Source organism: Aureimonas sp. Leaf324, from assembly GCF_001423245.1.
Taxonomy (GTDB): domain Bacteria; phylum Pseudomonadota; class Alphaproteobacteria; order Rhizobiales; family Rhizobiaceae; genus Aureimonas.
The window spans coordinates 398,463-412,213 of sequence record NZ_LMOH01000012.1 but is presented as its reverse complement, the minus strand read 5'-3'; the positions used below and the strand labels follow the sequence as shown (position 1 = coordinate 412,213).

10 protein-coding genes are annotated in these 13,751 nt (G+C 68.1%); 1 reads left to right on the top strand and 9 read right to left on the bottom strand.

Annotated features, from left to right (window positions below):
* Window positions 1-26: 26 nt before the first annotated feature.
* The 9 genes from ASF65_RS09520 to ASF65_RS09480 form a co-directional block, all read right to left on the bottom strand.
* Window positions 27-1,838 carry an ABC transporter ATP-binding protein gene (locus tag ASF65_RS09520; protein WP_055888288.1) on the bottom strand — a complete coding sequence of 604 codons (1,812 nt, stop codon included), beginning with the start codon at window positions 1,836-1,838 and terminating at the stop codon, window positions 27-29.
* A gap of 13 nt (window positions 1,839-1,851) precedes the next feature.
* Window positions 1,852-3,657, bottom strand: coding sequence for a gamma-glutamyltransferase family protein (locus ASF65_RS09515; RefSeq protein ID WP_055888286.1), 1,806 nt, complete (start codon window positions 3,655-3,657; stop codon window positions 1,852-1,854).
* 14 nt (window positions 3,658-3,671) lie between these two features.
* Window positions 3,672-4,499, bottom strand: a complete 828-nt coding sequence (locus tag ASF65_RS09510) for an ABC transporter permease (RefSeq protein ID WP_055888284.1) — start codon at window positions 4,497-4,499, stop codon at window positions 3,672-3,674.
* 53 nt (window positions 4,500-4,552) lie between these two features.
* Window positions 4,553-5,500, bottom strand: coding sequence for an ABC transporter permease (locus ASF65_RS09505; RefSeq protein WP_055888282.1), 948 nt, complete (start codon window positions 5,498-5,500; stop codon window positions 4,553-4,555).
* Window positions 5,501-5,564: 64 nt separating this feature from the next.
* On the bottom strand, window positions 5,565-7,073 hold the full coding sequence (locus ASF65_RS09500) for an ABC transporter substrate-binding protein (RefSeq protein ID WP_055888280.1): 1,509 nt from the start codon (window positions 7,071-7,073) through the stop codon (window positions 5,565-5,567).
* Between the two features lie 32 nt (window positions 7,074-7,105).
* Window positions 7,106-7,849 (bottom strand): FadR/GntR family transcriptional regulator, encoded by a 744-nt coding sequence (locus ASF65_RS09495; RefSeq protein WP_055889068.1) that lies wholly within the window; start codon window positions 7,847-7,849, stop codon window positions 7,106-7,108.
* A 492-nt stretch (window positions 7,850-8,341) separates the two neighbouring features.
* Window positions 8,342-9,838 carry a DHA2 family efflux MFS transporter permease subunit gene (locus ASF65_RS09490; RefSeq protein ID WP_244486627.1) on the bottom strand — a complete coding sequence of 499 codons (1,497 nt, stop codon included), beginning with the start codon at window positions 9,836-9,838 and terminating at the stop codon, window positions 8,342-8,344.
* A gap of 64 nt (window positions 9,839-9,902) precedes the next feature.
* A complete protein-coding gene (locus ASF65_RS09485) occupies window positions 9,903-10,409 on the bottom strand; it encodes an isoprenylcysteine carboxylmethyltransferase family protein (RefSeq protein WP_055888278.1) in 507 nt (168 codons plus the stop codon).
* Entirely contained in the window at window positions 10,406-11,470 is a 1,065-nt protein-coding gene (locus ASF65_RS09480; RefSeq protein ID WP_055888277.1) for a type III polyketide synthase, read from the bottom strand. Before ASF65_RS09480 ends, ASF65_RS09485 begins: the two co-directional genes overlap by 4 nt.
* Before the next feature lie 909 nt (window positions 11,471-12,379).
* Here ASF65_RS09480 and ASF65_RS09475 point away from each other — a divergent pair.
* Window positions 12,380-13,747 carry a diguanylate cyclase gene (locus ASF65_RS09475; RefSeq protein WP_082505368.1) on the top strand — a complete coding sequence of 456 codons (1,368 nt, stop codon included), beginning with the start codon at window positions 12,380-12,382 and terminating at the stop codon, window positions 13,745-13,747.
* Window positions 13,748-13,751 lie beyond the last annotated feature (4 nt).

Here is a 13,751-nt window from a genome sequence, read left to right as displayed (position 1 = left end):
CGATCGCCTGAGGGCTCGGAATGGGATCAGGCGGCCTGCACGAGATGGCCGGGGCCGACCTGCGTGTAGGTCCGCTCGGGCGGCACGTAGCTCAAGGGGCGCACCGCGCTGCGCAGGTCGTCCGAGCCGACCGTGCGTTTCAGGTGGCGTCGCGACGGGTCGGGCACCGGGACGGCGGCCATCAGCTTCTTCGTGTAAGGGTGCTGCGGGTTCTCGAAGATGGCCTGCCTCGGCCCGATCTCGACGATCTCGCCGAGATACATCACCGCCACGCGGTGGCTCATGCGCTCCACCACCGCCATGTCGTGGCTGATGAAGAGATAGGCGAGGCCCATCTCCTCCTGGAGGTCGAGGAGGAGGTTACAGACCTGGACCTTGATCGAGACGTCGAGCGCCGACACCGCCTCGTCGGCGACGATGACCTTGGGCTTCAGCGACAGGGCGCGCGCGATGGCGATGCGCTGGCGCTGCCCGCCGGAGAACTCGTGCGGATAGCGGTCCGCCGCCTCCTCGCCGAGGCCGACACGACCGAGAAGGTCCGCCACCATCGCCCGCGCCTCGCGCCTCGTGCCGAGACCGTGGGCGAGGAAGGGCTCGGCCACCGTCTCGCCGACGCTCATGCGCGGGTTCAGCGAGGCGAACGGGTCCTGGAAGATCATCTGGGCGCTCTGTCGCATGCGCCGCAACTCGGCGGGCCCGAGATTGCGCACGTCCCAGCCGTCGAGCTGGATGGACCCCTCGCTCGGCTCCAGAAGGCGGATCACCGAACGCCCGGTGGTGGACTTGCCGCAGCCGGACTCGCCGACGATCGACAGGGTCTCGCCGGCGCGCAAGTCGAAGGAGACGTTCTCGACCGCGTGGACCGAGCCGGTGCGGCGCCCGAACGCGCCCGAGCGCACGGGAAAGCGGGTGCACAGGTTGCGCACGCTGAGGACCGGCGTCGCCTCCGACCCAAGCGACACCGCCAGCGGCGCGCCCTCCAAGAGGGCGCCATCCTCGATACCGACCGTCGGGAAGCGGCGCGGCATCGCCTCGCCGTTCATCGAGCCGAGCCGTGGCACGCTGGCCAGCAGCGAGCGCGTATAGGGCTCGGCGGCATTCGCGAAAATCCGGGCCGTCGGCCCGCTCTCCACCACCGAACCGCGGAACATCACCAGCGTCCGGTCCGAGATCTCGGCCACGACGCCCATGTCGTGCGTGATGAAGAGGACGCTCATGCCGTCCTCGTCCTGCAGCGTCTTGATGAGGTCGAGGATTTCGCCCTGGATGGTCACGTCGAGCGCGGTCGTCGGCTCGTCGGCGATCAGGAGCTTGGGCGACGAGGCGAGCGCCATCGCGATCATCACGCGCTGGCGCATGCCGCCGGAGAACTCGTGCGGGTAGCTGCCGAAGCGGGAGGCGGCGTTGGGGATGCGCACCTTCTCCAGCGTTCGGATCGTCTCGGCGCGCGCGGCCGCCGCGCCCATGCCGCGATGGCGCATCAGCACTTCGGAGATCTGCCGCCCGATCGTGTAGACCGGGTTGAGGCTCGTCATCGGCTCCTGGAAGATCATCGCGATCTCGTTGCCGCGCACGTCCCGCATCGCGCGCTCGGGGATGGCGAGGAGGTCGCGGCCGCCCATCATCACCGAGCCCTCGATCCGGCTCGCGCCCTTGGCGAGAAGCCGCATGATGGCGAGCGAGGTGACCGACTTGCCCGATCCAGACTCGCCGACGATCGCCACGGTCTCGCGCGGGGCGACGTCGAAGGTGGCGCCGCGCACCACGGGTTTCCAAGTTCCTGCGACATGGAAGGACACCGTGAGGTCGCGCACGGACAGGATCGGGGCAAGGGTCATGGCGCGTGTCTCCTTATCGGCCGACGGCGTAGGCCTGCATGAGGCGCGGGGTCGCCGCCGCGCGCAGGAGGCCGGACGGGTCGCGCTGCGCGGCCGTCAGGCGGCCGATGCTCCAGGGGTCGGTGACGGCGAGGCGGTGGCCGCGACGCTCGAGCTCGGCCAGCGTCGCTTCGCCGAAGGACCGCTCGATCGTCAGGTTGCCCGGCGAGCGGGTTCGCGGATGGAACGAGCCGGGAAAATGCGTCGTGTGGAAGAGCGGGCGGTCGATCGTCGCCTGCAGGTCGCCGCCGTGGTGGATGTAACGCAGGAAGAACGAGAGCTGCCACTGGTCCTGCTGGTCGCCGCCGGGCGTCCCGAAGGCCAGCCGTCGGCCGTCGCCGTGAATGGCGAGCGAGGGCGTCAACGTCGTGCGCGGGCGCTTGCCGGGGGCGAGAGAGGTCGGAAGGCCCGGCGTCATCCAGAACATCTGGGCGCGCGAGTTGAGGCAGAAGCCGAGGCCGGGCACGATCGGCGAGGACTGGAGCCAGCCGCCGGACGGCGTCGCCGAGACCATGTTGCCCCAGCGGTCGATCACGTCGATATGCACCGTGTCGCCGCGCTTCTCCGACAGGTGCGACATGGTCGGCTCGTAGACGGTGCCCGCGGTCATGCCATCGGCGTTCAGCATCGCCATCGTGCGGTCGTGCAGGTCCTCGAAGCCCGGAAGGCGTCCGGCGTCGAGGTCGAGCGAGGCGCGATCCATCCGGATCAGGCCGCGGCGTTCGTCGTTGTAGGCGTCCGACAGCAACTGCTCGATCGGCACGTCGCCGAAATTCGGGTCGCCGTAGTAGATGTCGCGGTCGGCATAGGCGAGCTTCATCGCCTCGGTGACGACATGAACGAAGTCCGGGCCTTCGGTGTCGAGGCTCTTCAGGTCGAAGCCCTTGAGAAGCGCCAGCGACTGGAGGAGCACCGGACCCTGGCCCCAGGGGCCGGTCTTGGCGACCGTCCAGCCCTCGTAATCGTAGGTCTGCGGCGCTTCCACATGGGCCTGGTAGCCCGCGAGGTCGTCGGCGGTGAGGACGCCGCGATGGCGGGCGCCGCTGCCGTCCATGACCTCGGCCGTGTCGAGATAGCGCGTGATCGCCTCGGCCACGAAGCCGCGATAGAAGGCGTTGCGGGCCGCCTCGACGCCGGCCTCGCGGCTGCCCGCCGCCTCGGCCTCCTCGACGATCCGCCGCCAGGTTTCGGCGAGCATCGGGTTCTTGAACAGGGTGAGGGCTTCCGGCACGGCGCCGCCCGGCAGCCACGTCACATGGGAGGTCGGCCACTCCGCCTCGAAGAACGAGGCGAGCCCGCGGATCGTCTCGGACACCCGTGCGAGGACGGGATGGCCGTGCTCGGCGTAATGGATCGCGGGTTCGAGGACCTCGCGCACGCTCATGGAGCCGTAGTCGCGCAGCATCAGCATCCAGGCGTCGAAGGCGCCGGGGATGACGGTGGCAAGCAGGCCGTTGCCGGGGATGATCGACAGGCCTTCGGCGCGGTAGTGCTTCAGCGTCGCGCCGGCGGGCGCCGCCCCCTGGCCGCAGATCACTTCGGTGCGCCCGGTGGCGGCCGAGTAGACGATCGCCGGCAGGTCGCCGCCCGGCCCGTTGAGGTGCGGCTCGACGATCTGCAGCACGAAGCCTGTCGCGACCGCCGCGTCGAAGGCGTTGCCGCCGCGCTCCAGGATGCTCATGCCGACGGCGGACGCGATCCAGTGGGTGGAGGCGACGGTGCCGAACGTGCCGAGGATCTCGGGACGCGTGGTGAAGGGAACGGCGACGGGTGGCAGCATGGGAAAGGTCCGGATCAGGATTCGCGGGGGTCGAGCGCGTCGGCGAGGCCGTCGCCCAGGAGATTGAAGGCGATCACGACGGTGAAGATCGCGGCGCCCGGCGACAGCGCCATCCAGGGCGCTTGGGTCAGGAAGTTCTTGGCGGTGTTCAGCATCGACCCCCAGGACGCGGCCGGCGGCTGCTGCCCGAGGCCGAGGAACGACAGGGAGGCTTCGGCGATGATGGCGGTGGCGATGGTCAGCGTCGCCTGCACCACGATCGGCGGCAGGACGTTGGGAAAGATGTAGCGCCACAGGATGCGCGGATGGCGCAGGCCGACCGACCGGGCGCCCTCGACATAGTCCTCCGTCATCACCGACAGGACCTGCCCGCGCGTGAGGCGCACGAAGACCGGCATCGCCGACAGGCCGATCGCGATCATCGCGTTGCCGAGCGAGGGGCCGAGGAAGGCGGCGAGCGCGATGGCGAGGATCAGGAACGGCATGGCGAGGAAGGCTTCCGTCAGCCGCGAGACGATCTGGTCGAACCATCCGCCGAAGTAGCCGGAGAGAAGCCCGATCGGCACGCCGATCGCCACCGCGATCAGGACCGACACGATGCCGGCCGACAGCGAAGCGCGCGTGCCCCAGACGAGGCGCGAGAGGATGTCCCGGCCGATCTCGTCGGTGCCGAGCCAGTGGGCGGCGGAGGGCGCCTTGCGGATCGCGCTCCAGCTCGTCGCGTTCGGGTCGGGCAGGGGCAGGACCGGGGCGAGGATCGCGGCCAGCGTGAAGAAGGCGACGATGACGAGGCCGACGAGCGCGCCGCGATTGGCCGCGAGCTTGCGCCAGGAGCGGCGCATCGGCGTATCGCGCAGGGCGCTGGCCGCCGGGACGGCGGTGGTGGCTGCAATGCTCACAGGGCGGTCCTCATGCGCGGGTTGAGGAGGACGTAGAGGATGTCGGCGACGAGGTTCATGGCGATGAAGCCGACCGCCGTGCACAGGACGACGCCTTGCACCACCGCGTAGTCGCGATTGAACACGGCATCGACGATCAGCTTGCCGAAGCCGGGAATGGTGAAGATCTGCTCGGTGAGGACGGCCCCGGCGAGAAGGTCGCCGAAGAGGAGCGCCGAGAGCGTGACGACGGGCAGCAGCGCGTTGCGGAACCCATGCCCCAGCACGACCTCGCGCGGCGACAGGCCCTTGGCGCGCGCCGTGCGCACGTAGTCGGCCTTGAGGGCGCCGAGCATGGCCGAGCGCGTGTGGCGCATCAGGGTTGCCGCCAGCGGCGTCGACAGGACGAAGGCCGGCATGATCATCGTCTCGAGGGCGCGGACCGGATCAGAGAACAGCGGCGCATAGCCGGAGGCCGGCAGCCAGCCGAGGTTCACCGAGACGAGGAGGATCAGCATGATGCCAAGCCAGAAGTTCGGCACCGAAAGGCCCGACAGCGCGACGAGGTTCGCGGTCACGTCGATCGCCGAGTTCTTGCGCACGGCAGCGAGGATGCCGGCCGGTATGCCGATCGCCATGGCGAGGATCATCGCCAGCACCGCGAGCTGGATGGTCACGGGCAGCTTCTCGAGGATCAGCTCGGTCACCGGCTGGTTGGTGCGCAGCGAGATGCCGAGGTCGCCGCGCAGAAGGTCGCCGAGCCAGTAGACATATTGCCAGACGATCGGGTCGTTTAGGCGATACTTCTCGCGCAGGAATTCGAGTGTCGCGGGATCGCGCTCCTCGCCCGCCAGCGCCAGGATCGGATCGCCCGGCAGGAGCTTCTGCAGGAGGAAGACGAAGACGGAGACGATCAGAAGCGTCGGGATCGCAAGAAGGAGCCGCTTGGCGATGATGCTCAACATGACGGGCCTCGGGATGAGGGGCCGGCGGCGCGCGATCGCGGCCGCCGGGCGTTGAGGAGGGGCGTCAGTCGGCCTTGTTCATGCCGCGCAGGCGGATCAGGCCGTCGGGATAGGGCGTGAAGCCCGAGACGTCGGTGTCGAAGGCGTAGATGTAGGACTGATTGCCGAGGTAGATGATCGGCATGTCGTCCTGCATGATCGCGGTGGCTGCGTCGTACTTCACCTTGCGCGCGGCCGGATCGGGGATGGTGCGTGCCTCGTCGAGCAGGGCGTCGAGCGCGGGATTGCAGTATTTCACGTCGTTCTGGCCACCCGCGCAGGTGATGAACTGGTGGACGTTGCCGTCCGGATCGAGCCGGCCCGACCAGTCGGAGCGCGAGATCTGGAAGTCGCCCGAGCTTTGTGCGGCGAGGAGCGTGGTGAACTCCGTCGCCTGCAGCGAGACGTTGAAGCCCGCCTCGGCGACCATCGCCTGGATGACCTGCATCGCCTGCATCGTCACCGGCACGTTGGCGGCCTGCAACTGCACGTCGACGCTCGACACCCCGGCCTCCGCCATCAAAGCCTTCGCCTTCTCGATGTCGCGGGCCGGCACGGGGAAGCTCGTGTTGAACCAGGGGCTTTCCGGCGGGAACGGCTGGTTTCCGGCGGCCTGCGTGCCCTCGTAGACCACCTGGTTGATCGCATCCCGGTCGATGGCGAGCGAGAAGGCCTGGCGGACGCGCTTGTCCTTGCCGAGCGGGCTGTCGGCGCGCGCGCCGTTGGCGACGTTCACGTAGAGAGCCTGGTAGCCGAGACCGATCACCGTCTCGCTCTTCAGGCTCGAATCGGCGGCAACCGCTGCAGCGTCGCTCGCGGCCACGCGCTCCACCATGTCGAGATCGCCCGAGCGCAGGTTGGCGAGGCGCACGGTGGTGTCCGGGATCGGAAGATAGGTGACGCGATCGAGCGGGTAGTTCGCCGCGTCCCAATGCTCGGCGAACTTCTCCAAAACGATGCGGTCCTGCTGAACGCGCTCGACGAAGCGGTAGGGACCCGAACACACCGGGTTGGCCCCGAAGTTCGCACCGCTGGCGGCGGCCGCTTTCGGCGAGACCATCATGCCCGCCCGGTCCGACAGCTGGGCAAGCAGCGAGACGTCGGGCGTGCCGAGGGTGAAGGTGACCTGATACGGGCCCGTCGCCTCGACCTTCGAGACCGAGGCGAGCTCGCTCTTGCGTCGCGATTCCGGCAGCGTCTTCATCCGCTCGATGTTGAAGACGACCGCCTTGGCGTCGAGCGGCTCGCCGTCATGGAAGCGGGCGTCCTGGCGCAGGTTCATGACGAGGCTGCGGGCATCGCCCGACCATTTCCAGTCGGTCGCCAGCTGCGGGACGATCTGGAGATCGGTCGAGATGTCGACCAGCTTGTCGCAGAGCGCGGCGTAGACGATGCGCCCGACGAAGGTGCGAGACTGGGCGGGGTCCAGGACGTCGGCATCGTCGCCGAGGCCGATCCGCAGCTCGGCCGACAGGGCGGGGCCGGCGAGCGCGGCGGTCAGGAGAAGAGAAACGGCAAGGCGTCGAAGGGTCATGGCGTCGCGTTCCTGAGAGATCGGGGGAGGGGTCAGACGGGCTCCAGCTCTTGAGCGGCTGGTGGGACTTGCGGCGGCACCGGCTCGATCGAGGTCTGCCGGATCAGGATTTCCTGGATGAGGAGGAGGTGCTCGCGCATCGCCTCGCCGGCCCGCATCGGGTCGCGCGCCGCGATGGCGTGGACGATGGCCCAGTGCTGCCCGAGGGTGGCCGCGCGCGAGCCGGCGAGCGTGCGGGCCCGTTCGCGGACGATGCGCCAGCTGTCGTCCTGGCGGATGCGGTCGACCGTGTCGAAGAGCGCGAGAAACAGACGGTTGCGGGCGCTCATGGCGATCTGCCGGTGCAGGGCGCCGTCCCACAGTTCCCGCGCGTCGGCGTCCTCGGTTTCGGCGATGCGCTCGACGAGCTCGCGCATGCGCTGGACGTCGGCGGGCGTCGCTCGCATGGCGGCGAGCTGCGCGAGAGGCGGCTCGATGCGCAGCCGAACCTCCATGATCTCGAGGAAGTCGATCGAGGCGACGAGAGGATCGATCGCGCCGGGCGCGGCGTCGGGGCGGGGGCCGGTGAAGGTCCCGGACCCCTGCCGTCGCCAGACCACCCCCTCGGCCTCCAGCACCTCCAGCGCGCGGCGGACGGCACTCCGGCTGACGCCGAGCTGCTCCGACAGGGTCCGTTCGGTGGGCAGGCGCGTTTCCTCGCGACCCGCGAGCTGACCGATCAGGTCGCGGATGCGACCGAGCGCAAGAGCCGAATTGTCAGGACCTGTGATGGGCACGAGCAACCACCAAACCAATGAGCGATTGGTCCAGACAAATTGCTTTCATTGGCTGTGTCAAACGATTTTTGTGCAAATTCTCAGATGCACAATGTTTCAACAGATCGGACTGGTCTCGCGTCAGGACGGCGTGTCGTGCCCCGCGGAGCGTCGAACGCATACCGAAAGAAGATCGCGCCGCTCCCACCTGTCGCCCCGACGCAGGCGATCACGCGTCCGTTTGCGGCCGTCCTCGCGACACCATGCAGGATCCGGAGGAAGGGTCCGTCTGGCTTGTCGCGAACCGTTCGAGCCGAGGAGGACCATCGGCCGACAGGACGCCCTTCTTCAGGAGAGGACGTCGAACGCGACGTTGAGCGTCGTCCGCAGCGACTGACGTCAGACGCCGAGCCACGAGACCCCAACGCTCTTTGGTGCTGCAAGGGACGATGACCCTGCGCCCGGTGCGTCATTCGACGCCTTGATGGCAAGATCGGCTGGAGGCGCCCTGCCTCACGGCTGCGGATGCGACCCACCCGGGGCCTGTCTCGATCCGAAGAAGGCGACGCCGACGAGAGCGACCGCGGTCAGTATCGCGATCATCCCCCAGGCTTCGTTGATCGCCTGGGTCAACGCGGCCTTTTCCACCATCGGCCGCAGCATTTCGATCGCGCGTGGTGTCGGCGGAACATCGCGCTGCATCTCGACCATGAACGCCGGGATGCCGACGAAGTCCGCGGCCGCGAGGTCGCCCGCGATCAACTGGTCCCGAAGCGCCGCACCGATCGCGGGCGCCCGGCCGAAGATGACGGTATCGACGAGGGCGATGCCGATCGCGCCGCCGAGATTGCGCATCAGGTTGAAGAGCCCGCTCGCATTGGGGACGCTTGCCGCATCGAGGTGCCCCAGAGCCAGGCGCGTCGGCGGAAGCAGGCAGAACATGATCGCGATGCCGCGCACGATCTGCGGCGCGATCATCTCGTGGAAGTCGGTGCGCGGCGTCTGGAACGCGCTCATGCCGAGACCCACGGCGAACACGGCAAAGCCGACCGCCGTCAGAAGGCGGGCGTTCGCACGCTGCTCGAGGAAGACGGCGACCGGTGCCATGAGAAGCTGCGCCAGCCCCGTCACGAGCATGACCTCGCCGATCCCGAGCGCGTCGTGGCCGCGAACGAAGGCTAGGAACACCGGCATCAGATAGACCGAGCCGAACAGCCCGATCCCGAGAATGAAACTGAGCGCGCATCCTGCCGCAAAGCGGCGATCGGCGAGCGTGCGCAGATCGACGAGCGGCTCCGGCCGGCCGAGAGCGCGAGCGACGAAGGCCCAGCCGCTCGACAGGCACACGACAAACAGAGCCATGGGCAGGGGACTCGTCCACCCGCGTTGGGGCGCTTCCTTCAAGGCAATTTCCAGCGCACAGAGAGTGGTTGCCATGAGCAGGAGAGAGACGAGATCGATCCTGCCGAGCGCCGCCCGGTCGAAGCCGGAACGAGGCAGGCAGAGCGCACCGGTCAGGGTCGCGAGTATCCCCGGCAGGACATTGATCAGGAACAGCCAGTGCCAGGAAGCGCCGGCGGTGATCCATCCTCCGACGATCGGTCCGACCGAGGGCGCCAGCACCGCGAGCACGCCGGCAAGGGTGGTCGCCAGCCCTTGTTTCGACGCGGGAAACAGGACGAAGACGGCGGCGAAGACGGCTGGGATCAACGTGCCGCCGGACAACCCTTGCAGGACCCGCCAGGACACGAGTTCGATGAAGCTGCCGCTGACGGCGCATCCCAGCGACGCGATCGTGAACAGCGTCACCGAGCCGGCGAACAGACGCCTCATGCCGAGCGTCAGGGTCAACCATCCCGTCAGCGGGATCGCGATGATCTCGGCGATCAGGTAGGCGGTCTGGATCCAGCTCATTCGATCGGGGTCGATGCCGAGCGAGTTCTGGATCGTCGGTAGGGACGTCGCGACGATCTGGACGTCCAGAACCGCCATGAACATGCCGACGCACATGGCGGTGAAGCCGATCCAGGTCGCCACCGGCGATGGCGACCGCCATGGTTCAGCCGAAGCCCGTTCAAGCTCTCCCGACATGGGCGTTCTGCTCGAGAGCCGCCTGTTCTGCGCGAATGCGAATGGCCAGAACCGCGGCATTCAGGATCGAGAAGGCGAGAGCGTAGAACGGCAGTCCGAGCGCAAGGGGGAGAACGGCGATCTCGCCGATCACGACGACGTAGTTGGGGTGAGACAGGAAACGATAGGGGCCATGCCGAACCAGGGGGGCGCCGGGCAGGACGATGATCCGCGTCGTCCAGCGTCGACCCAGGGTTGCCAGCACCCAGAGACGGGCGAACTGCAGCCCCACGAAGAGGGCCAGCCACCCCGCGTGAAGTGGCCGCTCCCAGCCGAGCCACCAGAGGCCCGCGAGCCAGGCGGCGTGCAGCGCGACGATGAGGGGATAGTGGCCCGGCGCGAACTCCAGCGCGCCCTGTGCGATCAGGGCTGCCGTGTTGCGACGCGCCAACCAGAGTTCGGCAAGCCGCTCCAGGGTGACGAAGGCGAGGAGAAGGATTGCCGGCGTCATAGCGTTCTCGTCAGGGAGACGCAACTCGCCGTGAACCCCGGCCCCATGGCCGTCAGCAGCGTGCGCTGGGGCAATCCGGCCTCCGATCCTATCAACCGTTCCAGGACGAAGAGGACGGTCGGTGCGGACATGTTGCCGTACTCGGCGAGGATGTGTCGCTCGTCATCGAGCGCCCCGTCCGGAAGGGACAAGGCGGCTTCGAGCGCTTCGATGACCTTGGTGCCGCCGGGATGGCAGGCGAAACGGTCGACATCGCTTCGCAAGAGGCCGCTCCGCTTCAGGATCGCGTCGATGGCGGGCGCGATGTTGGCTCGTGCGAACGGGGGAATGGCCCGATCGAAGATGACGCCGAGGCCTTGGCGTTCGACATCCCAGCCCATGATCGCCAACGTGTCCGGCCAGGTGTGCTGACCGCTCGCCTCGATCGCGGCGATCCCGTCATCGCCCGTGCGAAGAAGGCAGGCCGCCGCGCCATCGCCGAACAGGGCCGTTGCCACGATGTTGGCCTTGGTCAGCTTGTCCAGGCGGAAGGCGAGTGTGCAGATCTCGATGGCCAGGAGGAGGACGAGGCTTCCCGGGCGCCCGGCCGCCAGCCGGGATGCAACCGACAGACCGGACGCACCGCCCGCGCAGCCCAGACCGAACACCGGAATGCGCACGATGTCGTCGCGAAATCCCATCCGGCCGCTGACGCGAGCCTCGATGCTCGGTGTGGCGATGCCGGTCGACGAGACGGTGACGACGGCGTCCACGTCTCCGGCGACGAGACCTGCCTCGTCGAGGGCCTTTTGCGCCGCCGCGACGAAGAGATCGGAAGCAGCCTCGAGGTAGGCGTCGGTCCGCTCCGGCCACTCGATGGTTCGCGGATACCATTCGAGCGGGCGAACGGCATGGCGCTTCCGGATGCCGGAACTTTCGAACACCTTCACCAAGCGCTCGAAGTCGTCGAAACGGTCGGCAAAACTCCGGTGCGCGACTTCCGCGGCCTCTCGCTGACGGATGATGTGCGGCGGAACCGCGGTCGCAACCGACAAGAGTTTGACAGGCGTTTCCCGCGGCATGACGACGACCCTACTTCCCGAGGCGGAACGGAACCCGAATGGCCGCTCACCAAGACGTGACCGAAGGGCTCCGCGATCTAACGTCGAGCGCGTCCATTCATATCCATCGAAAGCTCGCCGCCGGACACGACAAAAATGACGCACGGTCCGGGATGCGAGACGGCAGATGTCCGGCCGGTCGAGGTCGACCGTCCGCCGGCGCCGCCGGCGTGCCATGGGCAGCTGCGCGACCCAACCCGCTCGCCGGGCACCTCGCCCATCGCCGGCAACCCGCTTTGCATCAGGCGAGGGCTGGAAAACCTGATGGGGCAGGCCACGACGTCGGCGAGGAGATAGGCACGCCGTGTTCATTCCCGATCTCAAGAACGAGAGAGCCAAGGATCCCCCTTTCACGGCGCGCGGAGGCGGGCTTCTCGACGAGGGCGCGAAGCTCCGGTCGAAGGCCGACCGACCTGCGGCGGACGCGTTCCGGTCCTGCCGACGCGAGATCGCTTCGGACATCGGCCGGACGAGTTTCGGCCCGCGCTTTCTCCGTCGCGTTCGAGGGTCGTCTTGCGTCGCGTGGCACATCGCTCCGGCGGCAGCCCCTGTCTCTTTCCTCTTGATCGTTGCGGTCACCCCCAAGAAGCACCGCCGTCTTTCAGCGAGCCACCTGATACCGCCGATCCGGCTGCGTCGGGTGGCTGGCAGGCGCGGGCTTCCATGACCGAAGCGCGGATTGGCTCAATTGCATGGCCACCGCTTAGTCCGATCTTAGCGAGGAGGCGGGTAAAAGGCTTCGGGACTGTTCGCCACCCTGTTCACCGGCGGGCTGACTTGGCGCTCACGCCGCAGCCATTTTCAGCGAGCCGGCGAACGGCTCCTCGCAGACCTCGCAGGCTGAATGGCGGGCGGAAGGAGCGTTGATTCATGAGCCACTCCTTACCCGGCTTCCGACAACTCGTCGTCAGGGTCACGAAGGCTGCGACGGCACTGGTCGCGGTTCTGCTCTGTGGTCTGTTGGGCGTGCTGTGGCTGATCGCCGACTACCAGACATCGGTCGCGCAGCAGCAGCAGGCCAAGCTGGCCGAAGGCGCGGTGACGGTGCGCGGCGAGCACATCGAGAAGACGGCGATGGATTACGGGGCGTGGGACGAAGCGGTGGAGCGGCTTGTCGTCTCGCCCGATCCCGATTGGGCGGACGAGAACATCGGGCGACCGACCTTCGAGAACCTCGGCTTCGACATGGCGTTCGTGGTCGCGCCCGACGACACCGCGACCTACGCAATGGTTCATGGCGATCGCTTCGATGGACCCCTCTCGGGCCTCCTTGCGGGCGGTTACGAGACCCTCCTGACCGAGCAGCGCATGAAGGGGGCGAAGGGTTCGACCTCGGGGCTCATCATGGCGGATGGAAAGCCGGCGATCGCCGCGATCGTCCCCATCCGTCCGTTGAAGGTGGACCCTGCCGACGTGCAGCCGCGGCATGTTCTGGTGCTCGTCGATACGCTGGACGACCGGATGCTTGCCGAGTTCGCCCGGATCTATCTTCTTCCAGGCCTTCGTATCGCCGACGGCGCCGCGTCGGCGCAGGCGCATGCCTCGCTCGTGACGGCCGACCACCGACAGGTCGTGACACTCATGTGGCAGGGCGCCCGTCCGGGAGACGGCCTTCTCGCCATGGCGGTGCCCGCCTGGGCGGTCGTCGCCTTGGCGTTCGGGGCACTGACATTCCAGTTCGTTCGGCAGACAGCCTCGGCCGCACGGGCCGTCGCGGAAAGCGAGTGGCGTGCGACGCACGATGCCCTGACGGGGCTGCCCAATCGCGTGCTACTGTTCGAACGCATGGACTTCGCCTCGCGTGCGCTGTGCGACGGGGGCGCGGAGTTCGCAGTCGCCTATCTCGACCTCGATGGCTTCAAAACGGTGAACGACACGCACGGACACGCGGCCGGCGATCTCGTCCTTCAGGAGGTTGCCCGCCGACTGGAGGCGAGCCTCGGGCTCGACGACTTCGCGGCCCGGCTCGGGGGCGACGAGTTCGCGGTCATCTTGCCGGGGCGGCAACACCCGCAGCAGGCACTCGAGTTCGGACGTGCCATCATCGACGCCATCGAGCGGCCGATCCCGATCGGCGATGCACGCTCGATCGGCGTCAGCGCGATCGTCGGCTTCACGTTCGCGCCCCGCGACGGCACGGACCCGCTGATGCTCCTGCGCAATGCCGACCAGGCACTCTATGCCGGGAAGCGGAGCGGGCGGCGTCAGGTCCAGTTCCACGTCGCCGCGGCCGCGTAGATCG

Bases quoted from the DNA above. Each gene is read 5' to 3' on its own strand.
- ASF65_RS09520 (WP_055888288.1), bottom strand. From the start codon at position 1,838: ATGACCCTTGCCCCGATCCTGTCCGTGCGCGACCTCACGGTGTCCTTC.
- ASF65_RS09515 (WP_055888286.1), bottom strand. From the start codon at position 3,657: ATGCTGCCACCCGTCGCCGTTCCCTTCACCACGCGTCCCGAGATCCTC.
- ASF65_RS09510 (WP_055888284.1), bottom strand. From the start codon at position 4,499: ATGCGCCGCTCCTGGCGCAAGCTCGCGGCCAATCGCGGCGCGCTCGTC.
- ASF65_RS09505 (WP_055888282.1), bottom strand. From the start codon at position 5,500: ATGTTGAGCATCATCGCCAAGCGGCTCCTTCTTGCGATCCCGACGCTT.
- ASF65_RS09500 (WP_055888280.1), bottom strand. From the start codon at position 7,073: ATGACCCTTCGACGCCTTGCCGTTTCTCTTCTCCTGACCGCCGCGCTC.
- ASF65_RS09490 (WP_244486627.1), bottom strand. From the start codon at position 9,838: ATGTGCGTCGGCATGTTCATGGCGGTTCTGGACGTCCAGATCGTCGCG.
- ASF65_RS09485 (WP_055888278.1), bottom strand. From the start codon at position 10,409: ATGACGCCGGCAATCCTTCTCCTCGCCTTCGTCACCCTGGAGCGGCTT.
- ASF65_RS09480 (WP_055888277.1), bottom strand. From the start codon at position 11,470: ATGCCGCGGGAAACGCCTGTCAAACTCTTGTCGGTTGCGACCGCGGTT.
- ASF65_RS09475 (WP_082505368.1), top strand. From the start codon at position 12,380: ATGAGCCACTCCTTACCCGGCTTCCGACAACTCGTCGTCAGGGTCACG.